We start from the raw sequence: 16,562 nt of genomic DNA, 5'->3' as shown, positions 1-16,562 counted from the left end.
TTTTAAGTCTGAAAGTTTATGTTTTTAGGGTGAGAAATCAATCCTGCTGTTTTTTTGACATTGTTGCAAACAATTCTATTGTGATAAATAGCGAGATTTTTATTTTTGGTGTTATGTTTAAAATGCAAACTCCCGTTCTCTATTTTGGTTGGTTTGTTATGGTGGTGGGATAGAACGGGAGATTGAGTGGGTCGTTTTGTATTTGCTTTAGGTTTGAAAGCCAATATTTTGAAGTTGAGAAATCAATCCTGCTGCAAAAGTAAAACGAGAAATATTGAGATCATTTTCAATAAGGGCGCTAATGCGGTTTGTAATGTTGTGAATATGATCTTCTTCTGTTTTTTTCCAAGTGTCAAAAGGATCTTTTTTCTTTCCATAATTTTTGAGGATTTTCATAACGATTTGCCGAAAACTTTCAGAAACATTTTCTTTGGCTTGGCTTAAAGCCATACTATCATAATAATCTACTACAGGGATTATACGACTTGCTTCGTTAATGCGGTTTATACGAATGATTTGCGCAAGTGAAAAGTAGATCTCTGCAGTTTTAATAAGATCACTGTTGCTTTTTTTTGCAATTAAAGAAATATCACAGATTGTTGAAGCAGCTTCCAAGAGGGCTAATTGTTTCGCTAATGCTTTTGGTGCTCCCTCTTCGCTGTAGTGTAATGCTTTTTCTTCAATCTTTTGCTTAATATCGTTGTCGTGAGAATGCATAAGCTCTTTTTCAATAACGCTACGGGCTTGTTTTATTGTTTTTACAATTTCTTCTAATGGACGTGAGAGATCTATGTTGTGCAAACCCCAATTGGTTGTTTCAAAGAGCATTGGGGTCATTGTTGCGTAGAATTTATTTTGGACAAGACCGGGTATTTTATTATCAAGCTTATCAATTTGCTCAGACAATTGAGGAATTTCGAAACCATCGCGGATGGCAATGAAAACGCGAATAATATTTTCAGCTTTTTGTTCTGTTGCATCGTGTAATCGATTAACAAAAGTGGGGCCTCCACGATTTACAATATCGTTAGCAATCAGTGTTGCGATAATATTACGACGCAATTGATGGTTAATGACTTCCTTCTTAAAATTTTCTTGAATTTGGGTTGGAAAATAGTTCAACAAAGCTGTATTGAAATAGTGATCATCAACAATAGGGCTCTTAGCAATTTCTTCTTTTAAGGTCAATTTAGCATAGGCAAAAATAACGGCGAGTTCTGGACGGAGAAGACCTTTGCCTTGGGTTGTTCTTTGTCGTAAAATTTGCTCATCAGGGAGTATTTCAACTCTGCGATCTAGAAGCTTTTTTTGTTCCAAATCGTGCATAAAGCGTATTTGATAAGGCAAATCAGTAGTGCTCTGGTTTTCCGCCAAAGAAAGCGCAAGAGGTTGTAGATAATTATTGCGCAAGACGAGTTGCTCGACTTGAGGCGTCATTTTTTTCAAGAGCTTATTGCGATCTTCGCGGGTTAGTGTTTTGGCACGTAGTGCTGATGCAAGAACAATTTTGAGATTGACCTCAATATCAGAACAATTCACACCAGCAGAATTGTCAATGGCATCCGTATTGCATCGACCACCATTTAAGACATATTCAATCCGTCCACGTTGTGTAACACCAAGATTAGCTCCTTCACCAATAATTTTTGCACGCACTTGTTCTCCGGTAATGCGTATTGCATCATTTGCACGATCACCTACTTGGGCATCGTTTTCGGTTGTTGCGCGGATATAAGTACCAATGCCACCGAACCATAAAAGATCAACAGGGGCTTTGAGAAGAGCAGAGATAATTTCAAAGGGTGTTCCTGTTTGTTTTTCGAAACCAATGGCTTGTGCTGCTTCAGGTGAGAGAGTAATGGTTTTTTCTTTTCGTGAGAAGATACCACCGCCCTTTGATAATTTGCTTTGGTCGTAATCCTGCCAGCTTGAGCGAGGCAGTTTGAAGAGACGCGTACGCTCTGCATAGCTTTCGTCTATGTTCGGATCTGGATCAATAAAGATATCGCGGTGATCAAAAGCGGCAATCAATTTTGTTTGTTTGGAAAGCAGCATTCCATTGCCAAAGACATCACCAGACATATCGCCAACACCGACACAGGTGAAGGGCGTTGTTTGAATATCGTGATTAAATGACTCTCTAAAATGTCTTTTGACGGCTTCCCATGCACCTTTAGCTGTAATACCAATGTCTTTGTGGTCGTAACCTGCTGAGCCTCCAGAGGCAAAAGCATCATCGAGCCAAAAGTGGTTTGCTTGGCTGATGGCGTTGGCTGTATCAGAAAAAGTTGCTGTTCCTTTGTCTGCCGCAACAACAAAATAGGGGTCAGGGTCATCATGACAGATGACATTGTGGGGAGAACTTATTTTGCCGTTAATCAGATTGTCTGTAATGGAGAGCAAAGCTGTGATAAAGTCTGTATAAGCTTGTCGTGCTGCTTCTATGATGACAGCACGGTCATTTGTTTGGGGAAGCCGATGGGGATAGAATCCACCTTTTGCACCTGCAGGAACGATAACCGCATTTTTAACTTGTTGGGCTTTCACTAAGCTAAGCACTTCAGTGCGATAATCTAATGCACGGTCAGACCAACGAATTCCGCCACGAGCGATAGCTCCAAAACGCAAATGGACCCCTTCAACTTCTGGTCCATAAACAAAAATTTCTCGGTAAGGGCGCGGTTCAGGCAAACCTTCAATCTGGCGCGGATTTAATTTGGTGGCTAAAATACGCCGTGGATTTCCATCAGGAAGAGGCGTAAAGGCATTCGTTCGTAAACTTGCTTCGATAAGGTTACAATAACGGCGTAAAATCAGATCATCATCTAAACCAGAGACTTTCCGTAATTTTTCTTCAATGCGCTTTTGAATGACTTGTTGGTTTTTTTCCCGTTCTTTTTCTGTATGGCTTTGATGAAACTTTAAATGAAATAAAGCATAAAGATCTTGGGTAATGTCAGGATAAGCATTTAAAGTTTGGGCAACGCGATCTTGCGAATAAGGAATTCCAGTTTGTTGGAGATAGCGCCCATAATGGCGCAAAATAATAATTTCATGCCAATCAAGCTCAGCTGTTTGTGTGAGAGCATTAAAGCCGTCATTATCAGCATTTTGTGCCCAAATGGCTTCAAAGGTTTCGGCGTGTTTTTGCCCGTCTTTTTCAAAATCGATACAGCGCTGGAAAGTACTTTCTAGCTGCATATCATGAAGATACACAGAGCGCCCATTGCCATCTGGTAATTCAAGGGTTTGTTCAGCAATAACGCGAAACCCCATATTTTCAAGGAGTGGTACACGTTTGGAAAGGGCAAGAGCTTCATGGCGGTGAAAAAGCCGAAGAGAAATGTACTGTTTTTCTTTGTTTTGTGCGTGATAAAAGATCACGAAAAGGGGCTTTTCATCATGAAGACTTAGAATATGTCCGGCATCGTTAATAGCGTCTTCAGCTGAAAATAAATCACGATAGCTGTTGGGGAATTCACTGGCTAGACGTGTTTGTTGCTCTGTTATTTTCTGGGTAAGAGCGATGGCTTGAACCCTGTCTTCCCAACTTCGTGCTATCGAACGTACATGTTTTTCAAGTGTAGAGCGCTCGTAAAGGGGAACAGTTTCGTTTCCTTTGCGATGGATGATATAATAGACACGTATAAGGGTGCTTTCCAAAAAGAGCGGATAAGATTCAAAAAAGTTGCCTTTATAAAGCTCAACAAAATGTTCGCCAACTTTTTCACGCAGGCTGCTGCTATATTGGTCACGCGGTACGTAGACAAGGATAGAAACAAAGCGCCCAAAAGAATCAGTGTGGGCAAGAACCCGTAAACGTGGGCGCTCATCTAATTGTAGAATAAGCTTAGTGTTTTCTGTCAATGTATCAACATCAGAGCGAAACATTTCATCTCTTGGATAGGTTTCTAAAGCACTGATGAGTGCTTTTCCTGAATAATCGGCGTGATTGTGTCCAAGACGTTGAATAATAGTTCGGGCTTTTTCTTTTAAGAAAGGAATTTGCAAAATAGAACGTGTATAAGCTGAGGAGGTAAAAAGCCCTACAATGCGTAATTCTCCACAGAGTTGTTTTTCTTTATCAAAAATTTTAAGACCAATATAATCGAGCCAAACAGAACGGTGAATTTTGGAACGGCTGTTCGCTTTTGTCACGATAAACAGATTATCGCTTTCCATGAAGGATAAAACTTCTTGAGGAGGTTCTTTCATACTTTTATCGTCAACAATATGAATAGAAGCATCCGTGAGTATACCAAGTTCAATATTACTCGCTGTAAAGGATTTTAGGGGTTTTTTGTCTTTGATGAAGTTGTAAGTGCGCATACCAAGGAAAATGAAATTATCGTCCATTAGCCAGTGAAGAAATTCAATAGCTTTTTCGCCTTCTTGTTTGTAGTGCGGGGGAAGACTTATTTGGTAGGCATGAATCTGCTTTTCAACTTCTTCAAGCATAGGTTTCCAGTCTTGTACAGCAGCATTAACCTGTTCAAGAACTAAGGTGAGTTCATTTTCAAGTTTTTGTATTTGCTGTTTGTTTAATGACTCGATGTGAATTTGCATCAGACTGATGCGTTTTCCAGAAGCACAATCAATAATGGGGTGTGCAATCAAATAGATATGATTTTTGTGTTGATTGAAAACATTTAAAATAGAATCGAGAAGGAAGGGTTTGTTATCATTGACAAGCGTGATAACGGTTATAGGTCTGTTACTACGGGTTAAATTTTGTTCAAAGAAGATGGTATTTTTTCCCGTCTGATGGAGATTAAAAGCTTTTACCGCTATGGCTGTGGCTTTTTGAAGTTCTTCATTTTCATAATAAGCAATATCTTCTTCATCGGTTTGAGCAAAAAGGATTTGTTCTATTTTATCTTGGGTGTTTTTCGTTTCTGTTGTTTTTTGTTGTGACACATTCACTCTCCCTTTTTGTTCTTAAGGGGTCTTTTCTTCTCTTTTTAAAAGCAGACCGTTATATTTTTTACATACTGTAACACCTTCTTTCTGAAGAAAATAGTTCTTTATTTGGAAAGAATGAGTTTGTTTTTGCTATTTTTTAGTAATAGTTTGTACGTTAAAGAAATATTTTGCGTCAAGGAAAGGGCATTTTTAGTATTTTTGTATGTTAATAATTTGTTTTTTTAAATATACAAAATGAAAGTAAAAAAAGAAGTAAAAGTAAAAAGAGAATGGCGCATTTACCAGAAAGACTTTTAAGTGGTTACCAAAACTTTATAAACAATCATTTTTTATATAAAATAGCAGATTATCAGCAATTGGCGATTGAGGGGCAGAAACCTGAAGTTTTGGTCATTGCTTGTTGTGATTCGCGTGCAGTACCAGAAATGATCTTTGATGCTAAGCCAGGGGAAATTTTCACCCTGCGCAACGTGGCGAATGTGGTTCCTCCTTTTTCTCCTGATGACCAATATCACGCAACATCAGCAGCTCTTGAATATGCTGTGCAATTGCTTGAGGTGAGACATATTGTCGTTTTTGGTCATGCCCATTGTGGAGGCATTCGTACTGCTCTTAATGAGACATATAAATCTTTATTATCAAATGATTTTATCGGTCAATGGATCAGTCTTTTAGCACCAGCAGCAGAAATCGTTTTGAATAACAAGTCGCTGTCTTGGTCAGAAAAACAGACGGCATTAGAGCAGCTTTCTATTCGCCATTCGTTGAGAAATTTAGAGACGTTTCCGTGGATAAAGTTTCGCAAAGATCAAGGTTTTTTGACATTGCATGGGGTTTGGTTTGATATCTCTAGCGGAAAATTATGGAGTATGGAACAGGAAACAGGGTGTTTTATGCGTGTTGAAGTTGAAAGTTTTGAAGTATAGTATTTGTTGTTTTTATTTCTTCGTATAAAAAGATATTTTATGATAAAACTTGACAAAGCTGGGGTTTTATTGTTTGAAGGAGCAAGCTTTCAGTGACAAAATTAACTTGGAGCCACCGACTGAGACCCCAGTTTAAGGGTATAAAGAGATCTCAGAGGTCAACATCCGACGGCGCGATGCGTTCTCGGATGCTATTTTGGTTTGTTTGTTATGCAACAATGAGGTAAATGATGTTTGAATCCTTGCAAGAGCGACTTGGTTCTATCCTGTCTCATTTGACGGGACGTGGCGCTTTATCGGATCAGGATGTTGTAGAGGCGCTGCGTGAAATTCGTCGCGCTTTATTGGAAGCTGATGTTGCTCTTGATGTTGTGCGCTCTTTTACCGATAGGGTTCGTCAAAAAGCTGTTGGGGCCGAAATCGTTAAATCGATTAAACCAGGCCAAATGGTGGTTAAAATTGTTCATGATGAATTGGTTCATATTCTTGGAAATGAAAGCTTTCTGAGTGATTTAAATGCACCAGCTCCAGTTATTATCATGATGATTGGTTTGCAAGGTTCCGGAAAAACAACCACAACAGCAAAGCTTGCAAAACGTTTCACTGATAAGCATAATAAAAAAGTTCTTATGGCGTCATTAGATACACGTCGTCCCGCTGCACAGGAGCAATTGCGCCAATTAGGGGAACAGGCGAAACTTGCAAGCTTGCCTATTATTGCCGGACAACTGCCCGTTGATATTGCATCACGTGCCGTGCAGGCTGCTAAATTGGGTGGTTATGACGTACTTCTTCTTGACACAGCAGGACGTAATCATATTGATGAAGCTTTAATGCTCGAATTGGCTGAAATTAAAGCATGTTCCCTTCCTCATGAGATTATGTTGGTGGCTGATAGTTTGACGGGGCAAGATGCCGTTCATCTTGCTCGTTCTTTTGATGAGCGTGTAGGGATTACAGGGATTATTTTAACACGGATGGATAGTGATGGGCGTGGTGGCGCTGCTCTTTCTATGCGAGCTGTTACAGGTAAACCAATTAAAGCAATTGGAACTGGTGAAAAAATAGATGCTTTAGAAGAATTTCATCCCAGTCGTATTGCTGATCGTATTCTCGGAATGGGGGATATTGTTTCTTTGGTTGAAAAAGCTGCTGAAACAATGGATCATGAGAAAGCTGCTGCTTTTGCAAAAAAAATGCAAGCCGGAAAATTTGATCTGAATGATCTTGCAGAACAGTTGCAGAAAATGAAAAAACTGGGTGGAATGGGCGGTATTATGGGCATGTTGCCAGGAATGGGGAAGGTCAAAGAGCAGATTGCGGCTGCGGGGTTTGATGATCGTTTGTTTGATCGTCAATTGGCCATTATTTCATCTATGACACCGAAAGAGCGGGCGAATCCAGAGCTTTTAAAACATAGCCGCAAACAACGAATTGCTAAGGGGTCTGGTACGACAGCAGCTGATATTAATAAACTTTTGAAGATGTATCGCCAAATGGCTGATATGATGAAAGCCATGGGCGGTAAAGGAAAAAGTGGTTTGATGGGAAAAATGTTGGGAGGTCTTGGTTCCAAAATGGGTTTTGGTGGTATGGGAAACTTGGGGGGGGATTCTCCAGCTATGCCGGATTTGTCGGGATTGGATCCAAAGCAATTCTCAACGCTTCAAAAGCAAATTGAAAATGGTAATGGAGGGAATCTCTTGCCCGGACTTACCAAGCGTGGACCTACATTTCCTGGTCTTTCCAATGGCATTGCCGATAGGGGAAAATTTCCTCAGCATCCTAAGAAAAAATAAGATGTAAAGAGGGAAAGGAATATGATGCAGGAAACAGTATTAAATGAATTGGCACATTTACGAGCATCCATTGATAATTTTGATGCAACCTTGATTCATATCTTAGCAGAGCGGTTTCGTTGTACGAAAGCTGTTGGGCGCTTAAAAGCCCGTTATGATTTGCCTAAAGTAGATCCTCTGCGTGAGCAATATCAGGTAGCGCGTTTGCGGCAATTGGCTATAGATAGTCATCTTGATCCTGATTTTGCTGAAAGATTTTTAAAATTTATTATTAAAGAAGTTGTGCGTCATCATGAAGTTATTGCTGAAGAGCAAAAAACAAAAAAGTCAATTTAAACGAAAGCCAGAGCTGACAATAGGAGATAAAATATGGCATTGAAAATTCGTTTGTCCCGTGGAGGTTCAAAAAAACGTCCTTACTATCATATCGTCGTTGCAGATGTTCGTAGTCCGCGCGATGGGCGGTTTCTTGAACGTGTTGGTGCATGGGATCCAATGTTGCCTAAAGATGGACCGAGGGTGAAACTTAATGAAGAACGTATCCAATATTGGCTTGGGCAAGGGGCTCAACCAACAGATCGCGTTTTACGGTTTTTAGATGCAGCTGGCTTGAAAAAGCGTCCAACTCGTAATAATCCACATAAAGGTGAACCGGGTAAAAAAGCACAAGAACGTATAGCAGCAGCAAAGCAAGCGGCAGAAGAAGCAGCGGCAGCGGCTGAAGCAGAATCTGCTACAGCATAAGAAGCATGGTTGTTTAATCAACGTGTTTTTAAAAGCTTTAGAAAAATAAATATTATCCGTTTTTGTCTATCAAAAACGGATCTTCTTTAAAAAGCTGCTTGTTTAAATCGCTTGGTTTTTTTAAATCAATGGTTTTAAAAATCAATGGCGCGGCCTTTAATTTCCCAATCTCCATAGCGGGAAGGGTCCTTGCCGCCGCGTCCACCATTTTCTAAAGGTTGTTCTTTTTTTGCTGCGTGTTTTCGTCTTTCTTCAGCTTCTTGGAGAGCGCGTTGTGCTGCGGGAGAAAGAGATTGCTGTTTAACGTCAGTTGCATTTTTTTTGCTTGTTTTCTCATCTTTTTTATTCATTTTACACCTATTCCATTGAAGAAGCAGAAAGAAAACACCATCATATAGTATTGATTGACTTTTATCATGGAGTTTTTTGAGTAATGAATATAATGCGTACAGCTATGCTTTTGGCTTTTTTAACTGCTCTCTTTATGGGAGTTGGTTATCTTGTTGGAGGGGGTGGTGGCATGGTCATTGCTCTTTTGATGGCAAGTGGTTTAAACTTTTTTTCTTATTGGAATTCAGATAAAATCGTTTTACGCATGTACGGGGCACGTGAAGTTGATCAGCATTCAGCACCAGTTTATTATAAGATTGTAAGCGATTTAGCACAAAGAGCTTCTCTTCCTCAACCAAAGGTTTATGTTATTGAAAATGCACAACCAAATGCTTTTGCAACGGGACGTAATCCGCAAAATGCAGCTGTTGCTGCAAGTACGGGGTTGTTAGAGCGGTTGAGTTCAGAGGAAATTGCCGGCGTTATGGCGCATGAGCTCGCACATATTGAGCATCGTGATACGTTAACAATGACTCTAACCGCAACGATTGCAGGGGCAATTTCAATGCTTGGTAATTTTGCTTTTTTTATGGGAGGACAGCGCAACTCTTCAGAAGATTCTCATGGGGCAGGGGCAATTGGAGGATTTATTGCTTTGCTCGTGGCACCTTTTGCTGCGATGCTGGTGCAAATGGCGATTAGCCGTACACGTGAATATGCTGCGGATCGGAGAGGGGCTGAAATATGTGGTAATCCTTTATGGTTGGCTTCGGCATTGCGTAAAATTGCTGATGGGGCGCATGGGGTATACAATGAAGAAGCGGAGCATAATCCAGCAACCGCGCATCTGTTTATTATTAATCCTTTGAGCGGTGAGGGAGCGGATAGTCTCTTTTCGACACATCCAGCAACTGCAAATCGTATTGCTGCTCTTTATCGGCAAGCAGAAGAGATGAAAGGGGCTCTTACCAAAAGTGTGGGATGGAATAAAGAAGACGCTATACATGAAAAAAGCAGCGGGATGAATTATGGAGATTTTCATAGTGGTCAGGCTCATGTATTAGGTGAACAAGAAAACAGTTCTTTTCAGCGTGTTACAAAACGTCCTTCTTGGCTTCGTTATGAAAATTCAAAAAGATCTCGTTCATAGAGTTATTGAGGGAGATTTTGAGAAAACTGTGATATAAAGGTGGTGTTTTGAAACACAAAAAAGCGGGGCATGTGTCTGAAAAAAATGTTCCAGGATTAGCTGTTCGACAGGTGTGTGTGCGTCTTTTAGGGGCGGTAATTGATAAGTACACGCCTCTTTCTGGTTTGACAGATAATGAACACGGACATCCACACTATTTAAAACTTTCACAACGAGATCGTTTGTTGTGTCGGGCTATTTTGACAGCTTCATTGCGTCATCGAGGGCAGATTATAGTGGCTCTCTCACGCTTTTTAGCGCGTCCTTTGCCTTCACAAGCACTTTCACTTCAGCATCTTTTGCATATCAGTGTCGCACAAATTCTTTATCTTGATATTCCCGATCATGCGGCTATTGATTTAGCTGTGCGTGTGGCGAAACTTGATCCTCGTATGCGCCGTTTTTCAGGGGTGGTGAATGCTCTTTTGCGCAATGTTGCACGTGAGGCAGAGCCTTTACGCCAACAAGTTCCTACCATTGAAGGTGTTCCAGTGTGGTTTGGACAGCTTTTAGTGTCAGCTTACGGAACAGAAAAGGCACATCAGATTATCGCAATTCAAAGTGTGGAACCTCCTCTCGATTTGACAGTGAAATCTGATAGTGGTGGATGGGCTGAAAGGCTTGGTGGTGTGGTATTGCCCAATGGTTCTGTTCGATTGAAGCGTCTGGAGTGTTCTGTTTCTGATTTACTAGGCTATCGTGAAGGGTCTTGGTGGGTTCAAGATTTTTCAGCAGCTTTGCCTGCTTGTTTACTTGGGAGTATTGAGGGTAAACGCGTTGCTGATCTTTGTGCGAGCCCTGGAGGAAAAACAGCACAATTGGCTTTGCAAGGGGCTGAGGTGACTGCAATTGAGCTTTCTGCTAACCGCATAAAGCGTTTAAAAGAAAATATGGAACGGCTTCATTTTTCAGTTCACATTTGGCAGGGCGATGTGAGAAATTTCTATCCCACACAGCTTTTTGATGCGGTTCTTCTTGATGCTCCTTGTTCTTCTACAGGAACAATCCGTCGTCATCCAGATATTTTATGGACGAAATCGAGAGATGATATCGTCAAGTTAGCAGCGTTGCAATATGATTTGCTTGTCGCAGCAATTTCTTTGGTAAAGGAGGGGGGACGGATTGTTTTTTCCAATTGTTCATTGGCAAGAGGAGAAGGTGAAGATCTTATTGAGAAAATTTTATCGATACGCAATGACATTGTTTTAGACCCTATTTATCCAGAGGAAATGGGAGCACTGGAACATTTGCTTTGTGGGGGGATGTTACGGACAACGCCTGCGGATTTTTGTCATAAAAATTTTGATGCTGAGAAAACCGTATTTTTAGGAATGGATGGTTTTTTTGCTGCGCGCTTACGAAAAATTGCTTAATTAACGCTTCATTTACAAAAATGGTTGAAATTGTATTTGATTCAGCATAAATGGAGATGAAATTTTGGCGGTTGCGGTAAAAGCTCCTCAGGTAAAAGTGACAGCCTGTATCGATACGATACAGAATGTTATGCGGCGTTTATGGGTTGGACCATTGTTTCGTTGGCGGTTTTCAGGGTTTCGTCCTCATAAAATTTTAGCGCATCCCATAGATTTGCATGTAGCTGATCCGATGATGGCGCATGAATTTTATCATGGTCGTTTTGCTTTTGCTGGTCACATTGTTCATTCTGGTGCTGTTTCGCCGTTTTCATTGGTTCCACCAACGCTAGAATGGGAAGCGGCTCTACATGATTTTCATTGGTTGCGCCATATGGAGGCAGCAGGAAGTGATTTAGCTTCTGCACATGCACGCTCTCTTTTAGAAGATTGGTTTGACCATGCTGGCAAGAAGGTAAAAGGACTTGCTTGGAGTGGTCCTGTTGTGGCGCGGCGCTTGATTTCATGGATTTGTCATTCGAAAATGTTGTTAGAAGGGGCAAGTGAACGGTTTGAAAAACGCTTTTTGCGTGCACTTGGTTTGCAATTTCGTTATTTGCGCGTAACAATTTGTAGTATGGAGCACAATGATCAACGTTTACAAGCAGCAGTAGCTTTGACATTCGCATCTCTTGCTTTGCCTGTTTCTGCGGCAGTGAAAAAAAAGGTACAAACCACACTTATAGAGGAGCTTTCCCGTCAAATCCTAGTTGATGGTGGGCATATTTCCCGTAGTCCTGTTATTTTGCTGAATTTGTTATCGGATTTATTGTCGTTACGGCATCTTTTTATGCGTAGCAATGAAACAGCACCCCGTATTTTGATTGATTCTGTTGAGCGTATGTTGCCAGCTTTACGATTCTTTATCCATGAGGATCAAACGTTGGCTCATTTTAATGGGGTTGGTCCCCTTGTGTCGGAACGGTTATCATCGCTTTTGGAGCTTGATGAAACAGGAGGGCATCCTTTTAGTTATGCCCGTTATTCAGGATTTCAGCGCTTAAAAGCCAATCAAACAACAGTGCTTGCAGATACAGGAAAGTTTCCACCCCGCTCTGTAGCACAGCAGGCTTGTTCGGGGTGTTTGTCTTTTGAAATGTCCTCTCAAGGGCACCGTTTTATTATCAATACCGGTGTTAATCCTGATGGGCGGGAAGATTATCGACATTTAGGGCGTGTTACTGCAGCACATTCAACAGCTACGCTTAATGATTGTTCAGTGGGTGCTTTTTATCATAAAAAGAAAAATGGCGCGCCATTTTTGTTTGATGGACCAACAGATGTTCAAGTGCGCCGTATAGAGGATTCAGAAAAAACGGGTTTTATTGCGAGTCATAATGGTTATGTGCGACCCTTTAATCTTATTCATGAGCGTGGTCTTATTTTGGCGACAAATGGAGATACGATCGAAGGTTTTGATCGCTTTTTTATGCCCAATAAAGGGAGAAAGAGACACAAGAGTGTGCAAAATGAACAAGATCATGTTGCTGTTCGCTTTCATCTTCATCCACAAGTTGAAGTTAACTATGATGGCAAACGTGTGTGTTTAGCCGTAAAGAACGAGAAGAGCGAACAAGTATGGTATTTTATATCGCCTGACGCAGATATTTGTCTTGAAGATTCAATTGATTTTGCAGAATTAACAGGTCCACAACGGACACAACAGATTGTTTTATATTTTCGTCCTGCATTTCAGGAAAAAGTTCGTTGGCGTTTTATCCGTAAAGCGTTTGATAAAAATTAGAACATTGTTTCAACCCATAGTATATTGTGTTTTATCTTGCGTGTTGCAAAACATTATCGTTTATTGTGGTCATATTCTCAAAATTTGAAGATTATATCAATTTTATACATGAAGCATTTTGTTGGAGTATGGGTTGAATGTTTTTAGGCAAGGTTTGCTCATAGAATCTCATGAGGTGATACTAAAAGGGATTGGCTTCAGAAAAAAGGTTTTTGAAAGATCATTGTTGACAGATGGGTACCAGTTAAGGATTTTGATCCTTTAAAGATATGGAGAGAAAATTAAGCCGTTGCTTATCTTCGATAAGTTCTTAAGTTGTGATGTTGGGATCAATATTTTTCTCTGAGAGAATTACATTACATAGGGCTACACTCCTCACGAAAAACAGAGCGCTATTGTATTGTATATTCACGGACTTATTTTAAAGAAAAATCCCTTAATGCTTCCAAGCCTATTTTGCGACGATGCCCGTGATGGGTATAACGGTAAATCTATTAAGCACCTCCCATCTTTATGCTTATGAAGGAGCAGTTCGGCACTATCACACTATTGATCAGTGCCCAATGTTTGTAACAGCTTTTGGCACTAGAGAGGGTTCATAAGCGGTATTTTTAGCTTTTTCTTAATAGTTTTTATCCATACGGCTCTCCCCGCTTGTAACGTGCAGGCGAATGGTTTTGGTTGATTCAACATACATAGATTTGAAACGAGGGGGATTTTACGGTATTCAGGGTTCTAATTTAATATGAATAACGCTAAATTATTATTACAAATCAAAAGTTGTACATCATAGAAGCACTGAAAATTCGAGAAACAATACATAACAATGGCCGAGAAAAATAACTCTTCTGCTCTTTGTTATTATACTAAAAATAAAGTCATAATAACAAACCACAAAATGCGCGCTTTTTTATAGCAAAGCATTCTCTCAAATATCTCAAACAATTTTCATAAAGATTTACGCGAATAACGTCGTGCAATCGAATCAATATCACCTCGACAAATGCCAAGATCGCTGAGTTCATATGTTGAAAGACGACTTAACGCATTAACGGTTCGACGATAACGGCGCCAATTACTATAAAAACGTAGAATATTCATATCCTCTACTCAAACTTTTCATTACACCCTCTAGTTTAAGAATAGAGTATATTACTAAAAAGAGTTGTGTTATAATATCATAACAGGTATGCAATTACATAAAAAATAATATCCCTTTAACATTTTCCTCATGTGAAAGGGCAACCATTAAAATGTTAATAAAAACATCTTATCCCTAAACAATGGCTAAATTATGTGCATTTTCTGCGGTGATAAACTTTTTCACGTGTAGATTCTTTGGATTGAATAACTGCTTCCATTTCAACAGTTATCAATAGTTATACGATAATTATGAAAAATTCCTTGAAACATTTGTCTCATACGAAGAGGGAATCAGCAAAATTATTAATGTCGGAAGTGTCGTGTTCCTGTAAAAACCATCGCTAATCCCTGTGCATCAGCTGCGGCGATAACTTCTTCATCACGCATGGAGCCTCCTGGTTGAATAATTGCTGTTGCCCCTGCTTCAGCTGCTGCTAATAAACCATCTGCAAAAGGAAAAAATGCATCTGATGCAACAACAGACCCTTTTGTGAGAGTTTCTGTTAAGCCTGCTCTTTGCGCACTTTCTACTGCTTTACTTGCAGCAATTTTTGCTGAATCGATGCGGCTCATTTGTCCAGCTCCAATTCCAACTGTTGCACTATTTTTCGCGTAAACAATAGCATTTGATTTAACGTGTTTTGCTACACGAAAAGCAAATTGAAGATCACGCATTTCATCTTGAGTTGGTGCCCGCTTTGTCACTACTTGCAATTTAAGATCATCAACCACCACATTATCACGCGATTGCACTAAAATGCCTCCTGCAAGTGTTTTCGCAAGAAGTCCTCCACAACGTGGATCAGGGACACCACCTGTAATAAGCAAACGAAGATTTTTTTTCTGCGCAATGATTTCACGTGCTGCCATTGTTGCGTCAGGCGCAATAATCACTTCCGTGAAAATTTTAACAATCTCTTCTGCACATTCTTCATCAAGGGTTTGATTTAAAGCAACAATTCCACCAAATGCCGATACATTATCACACATAAGAGCTTTCAAATAAGCTTCTTTCAAATTTTCTCCTTCCGCAACACCACAAGGATTGGCATGTTTAATAAGAGCGACAGCAGCGGTTTTTTGCGGATCAAATTCTGCCACAAGCTCAAAGGCTGCATCTGTATCATTCAGATTGTTATAAGAAAGTGCTTTGCCTTGTAAAAGTTTTGCTGTTGCAATACCAAAACGTTTTTCATTATTGCGATAAAATGCTGCCTGTTGATGTGGATTTTCTCCATAGCGCATAACATTCTCAAGATGGCCAGAAAAACTCTGCCACGATGGCATTTCAATTTCTAAATCCCGTGCAAACCACGATGCTATTGCCGTATCATAAGCAGCGGTGTGTGCATAAGCGCGCATTGCTAGCTGATGACGCATAGATAAGCTTAAACATCCATTATGCTGCTTTAATTCAGCTAGAATCGAATCATAATCTTTTATCGCTGTTACAACACCGGTATAAGCATAATTTTTTGCCGCGGCGCGAATCATCGCCGGTCCACCGATATCAATATTTTCAAGAATCGTTTGTCCATCAGCTCCCGATAGGATCGTCTCTTCAAAAGGGTAAAGATTCACCACCAAAAGATCAATTCCATAAATGCTGTTCTTTTCCATAGCTTCCCTATGGCTAGGATCTTCTCTTACTCCTAACAAAGCACCATGAATCAAAGGATGGAGTGTTTTTACACGTCCATCCATTATCTCAGGAAATCCAGTAACTTCAGCAACATCTTTTACGGGTAAACCAGCCGCTATGAGGGTTTTGGCTGTTCCTCCTGTTGAAATCAATTCAACATTGTAGGTAGCATGAAGAGCTTGTGCAAAAGCAACCACGCCCGTTTTATCAGACACAGAAAGAAGAACACGACGAACCTGATGAAGATCAGGTATGGGAAAATTTTTTCCAACAACACCCATAATAGAAGCCTTAAAAATGAAAGAGTTAAAATTCTAGTAAAACAAGCTTATACATTTATAGCATAAGCCTTTAGCAAAATACACTGAAAGGATAAACTGTCTTTTTAGAATATAGAATACTCACCTTTTTCTATTATCCTGTAAAAACCTCTCATTTGAGGTGTGATGATAGGTATAAAAGTCTCATTGAGACATTAAATGTTTTTTTGTTGCTTATAACTCAACATCTCATTTTTATAGCAGTTGTGAAACAAAAAATGCTTCCGTATGTTCTCTGCTATATTAGCCTTTATACTAGATGAAGGCGAAAGTATTGCGTGTATCGATTGGAGTAATCTCTGAAATGGGAAATAATCTAATGAAGCAAGAATATAAAATTATAAAGACAAAAATGAGTGCCTATCTTTCCTATCATTTTTAAATTTAACT

General features: G+C 39.9%; 10 protein-coding genes and 1 pseudogene. 7 read left to right on the top strand and 4 right to left on the bottom strand.

Annotated elements, in window-relative coordinates:
• Positions 1–207 precede the first annotated feature (207 nt).
• Positions 208–4,917: an NAD-glutamate dehydrogenase gene (locus ACFIKI_RS00170; RefSeq protein WP_375664986.1), complete on the bottom strand. Its 4,710-nt coding sequence runs from the start codon at positions 4,915–4,917 to the stop codon at positions 208–210.
• A 275-nt stretch (positions 4,918–5,192) separates the two neighbouring features.
• Here ACFIKI_RS00170 and ACFIKI_RS00165 point away from each other — a divergent pair, with 275 nt between their 5' ends.
• From ACFIKI_RS00165 to rpsP, 4 genes and pseudogenes are all read left to right on the top strand, one after another.
• Positions 5,193–5,849, top strand: a complete 657-nt coding sequence (locus tag ACFIKI_RS00165; protein ID WP_375664984.1) for a carbonic anhydrase — start codon at positions 5,193–5,195, stop codon at positions 5,847–5,849.
• Positions 5,850–6,079: 230 nt separating this feature from the next.
• On the top strand, positions 6,080–7,648 hold the full coding sequence (gene ffh / locus ACFIKI_RS00160) for a signal recognition particle protein (RefSeq protein WP_375665330.1): 1,569 nt from the start codon (positions 6,080–6,082) through the stop codon (positions 7,646–7,648).
• Between the two features lie 24 nt (positions 7,649–7,672).
• A pseudogene (locus ACFIKI_RS00155) lies at positions 7,673–8,001 on the top strand (chorismate mutase).
• 16 nt (positions 8,002–8,017) lie between these two features.
• On the top strand, positions 8,018–8,392 hold the full coding sequence (gene rpsP / locus ACFIKI_RS00150; RefSeq protein ID WP_375612227.1) for a 30S ribosomal protein S16: 375 nt from the start codon (positions 8,018–8,020) through the stop codon (positions 8,390–8,392).
• Between the two features lie 134 nt (positions 8,393–8,526).
• On the opposite strand, the gene ACFIKI_RS00145 is transcribed toward rpsP, so the two are convergent.
• Entirely contained in the window at positions 8,527–8,742 is a 216-nt protein-coding gene (locus tag ACFIKI_RS00145; protein ID WP_375612228.1) for a DUF1674 domain-containing protein, read from the bottom strand.
• Positions 8,743–8,825: 83 nt separating this feature from the next.
• On the opposite strand from ACFIKI_RS00145, the gene htpX reads away from it, so the two are divergent.
• The 3 genes from htpX to ACFIKI_RS00130 all read left to right on the top strand — a co-directional run bounded on the left by htpX (position 8,826) and on the right by ACFIKI_RS00130 (position 13,067).
• On the top strand, positions 8,826–9,872 hold the full coding sequence (gene htpX, locus ACFIKI_RS00140; RefSeq protein WP_375622110.1) for a zinc metalloprotease HtpX: 1,047 nt from the start codon (positions 8,826–8,828) through the stop codon (positions 9,870–9,872).
• A gap of 47 nt (positions 9,873–9,919) precedes the next feature.
• Entirely contained in the window at positions 9,920–11,284 is a 1,365-nt protein-coding gene (locus tag ACFIKI_RS00135; RefSeq protein ID WP_375664982.1) for an RsmB/NOP family class I SAM-dependent RNA methyltransferase, read from the top strand.
• Between the two features lie 64 nt (positions 11,285–11,348).
• A complete protein-coding gene (locus tag ACFIKI_RS00130) occupies positions 11,349–13,067 on the top strand; it encodes a heparinase II/III family protein (RefSeq protein WP_375664980.1) in 1,719 nt (572 codons plus the stop codon).
• A gap of 948 nt (positions 13,068–14,015) precedes the next feature.
• On the opposite strand, the gene ACFIKI_RS00125 is transcribed toward ACFIKI_RS00130, so the two are convergent.
• Together ACFIKI_RS00125 and purH are read right to left on the bottom strand one after the other, a co-directional pair.
• On the bottom strand, positions 14,016–14,168 hold the full coding sequence (locus ACFIKI_RS00125) for a DUF1127 domain-containing protein (protein WP_273790070.1): 153 nt from the start codon (positions 14,166–14,168) through the stop codon (positions 14,016–14,018).
• 345 nt (positions 14,169–14,513) lie between these two features.
• On the bottom strand, positions 14,514–16,133 hold the full coding sequence (purH, locus tag ACFIKI_RS00120; RefSeq protein ID WP_375664979.1) for a bifunctional phosphoribosylaminoimidazolecarboxamide formyltransferase/IMP cyclohydrolase: 1,620 nt from the start codon (positions 16,131–16,133) through the stop codon (positions 14,514–14,516).
• Positions 16,134–16,562 lie beyond the last annotated feature (429 nt).

It is taken from the genome of Bartonella sp. TT121SHDZB, assembly GCF_042193415.1.
In the GTDB taxonomy this organism is placed as follows: Bacteria; Pseudomonadota; Alphaproteobacteria; order Rhizobiales; family Rhizobiaceae; genus Bartonella.
Note: the sequence above shows the minus strand (reverse complement) of the source record. Positions and strands in the feature narration are given on the sequence as shown.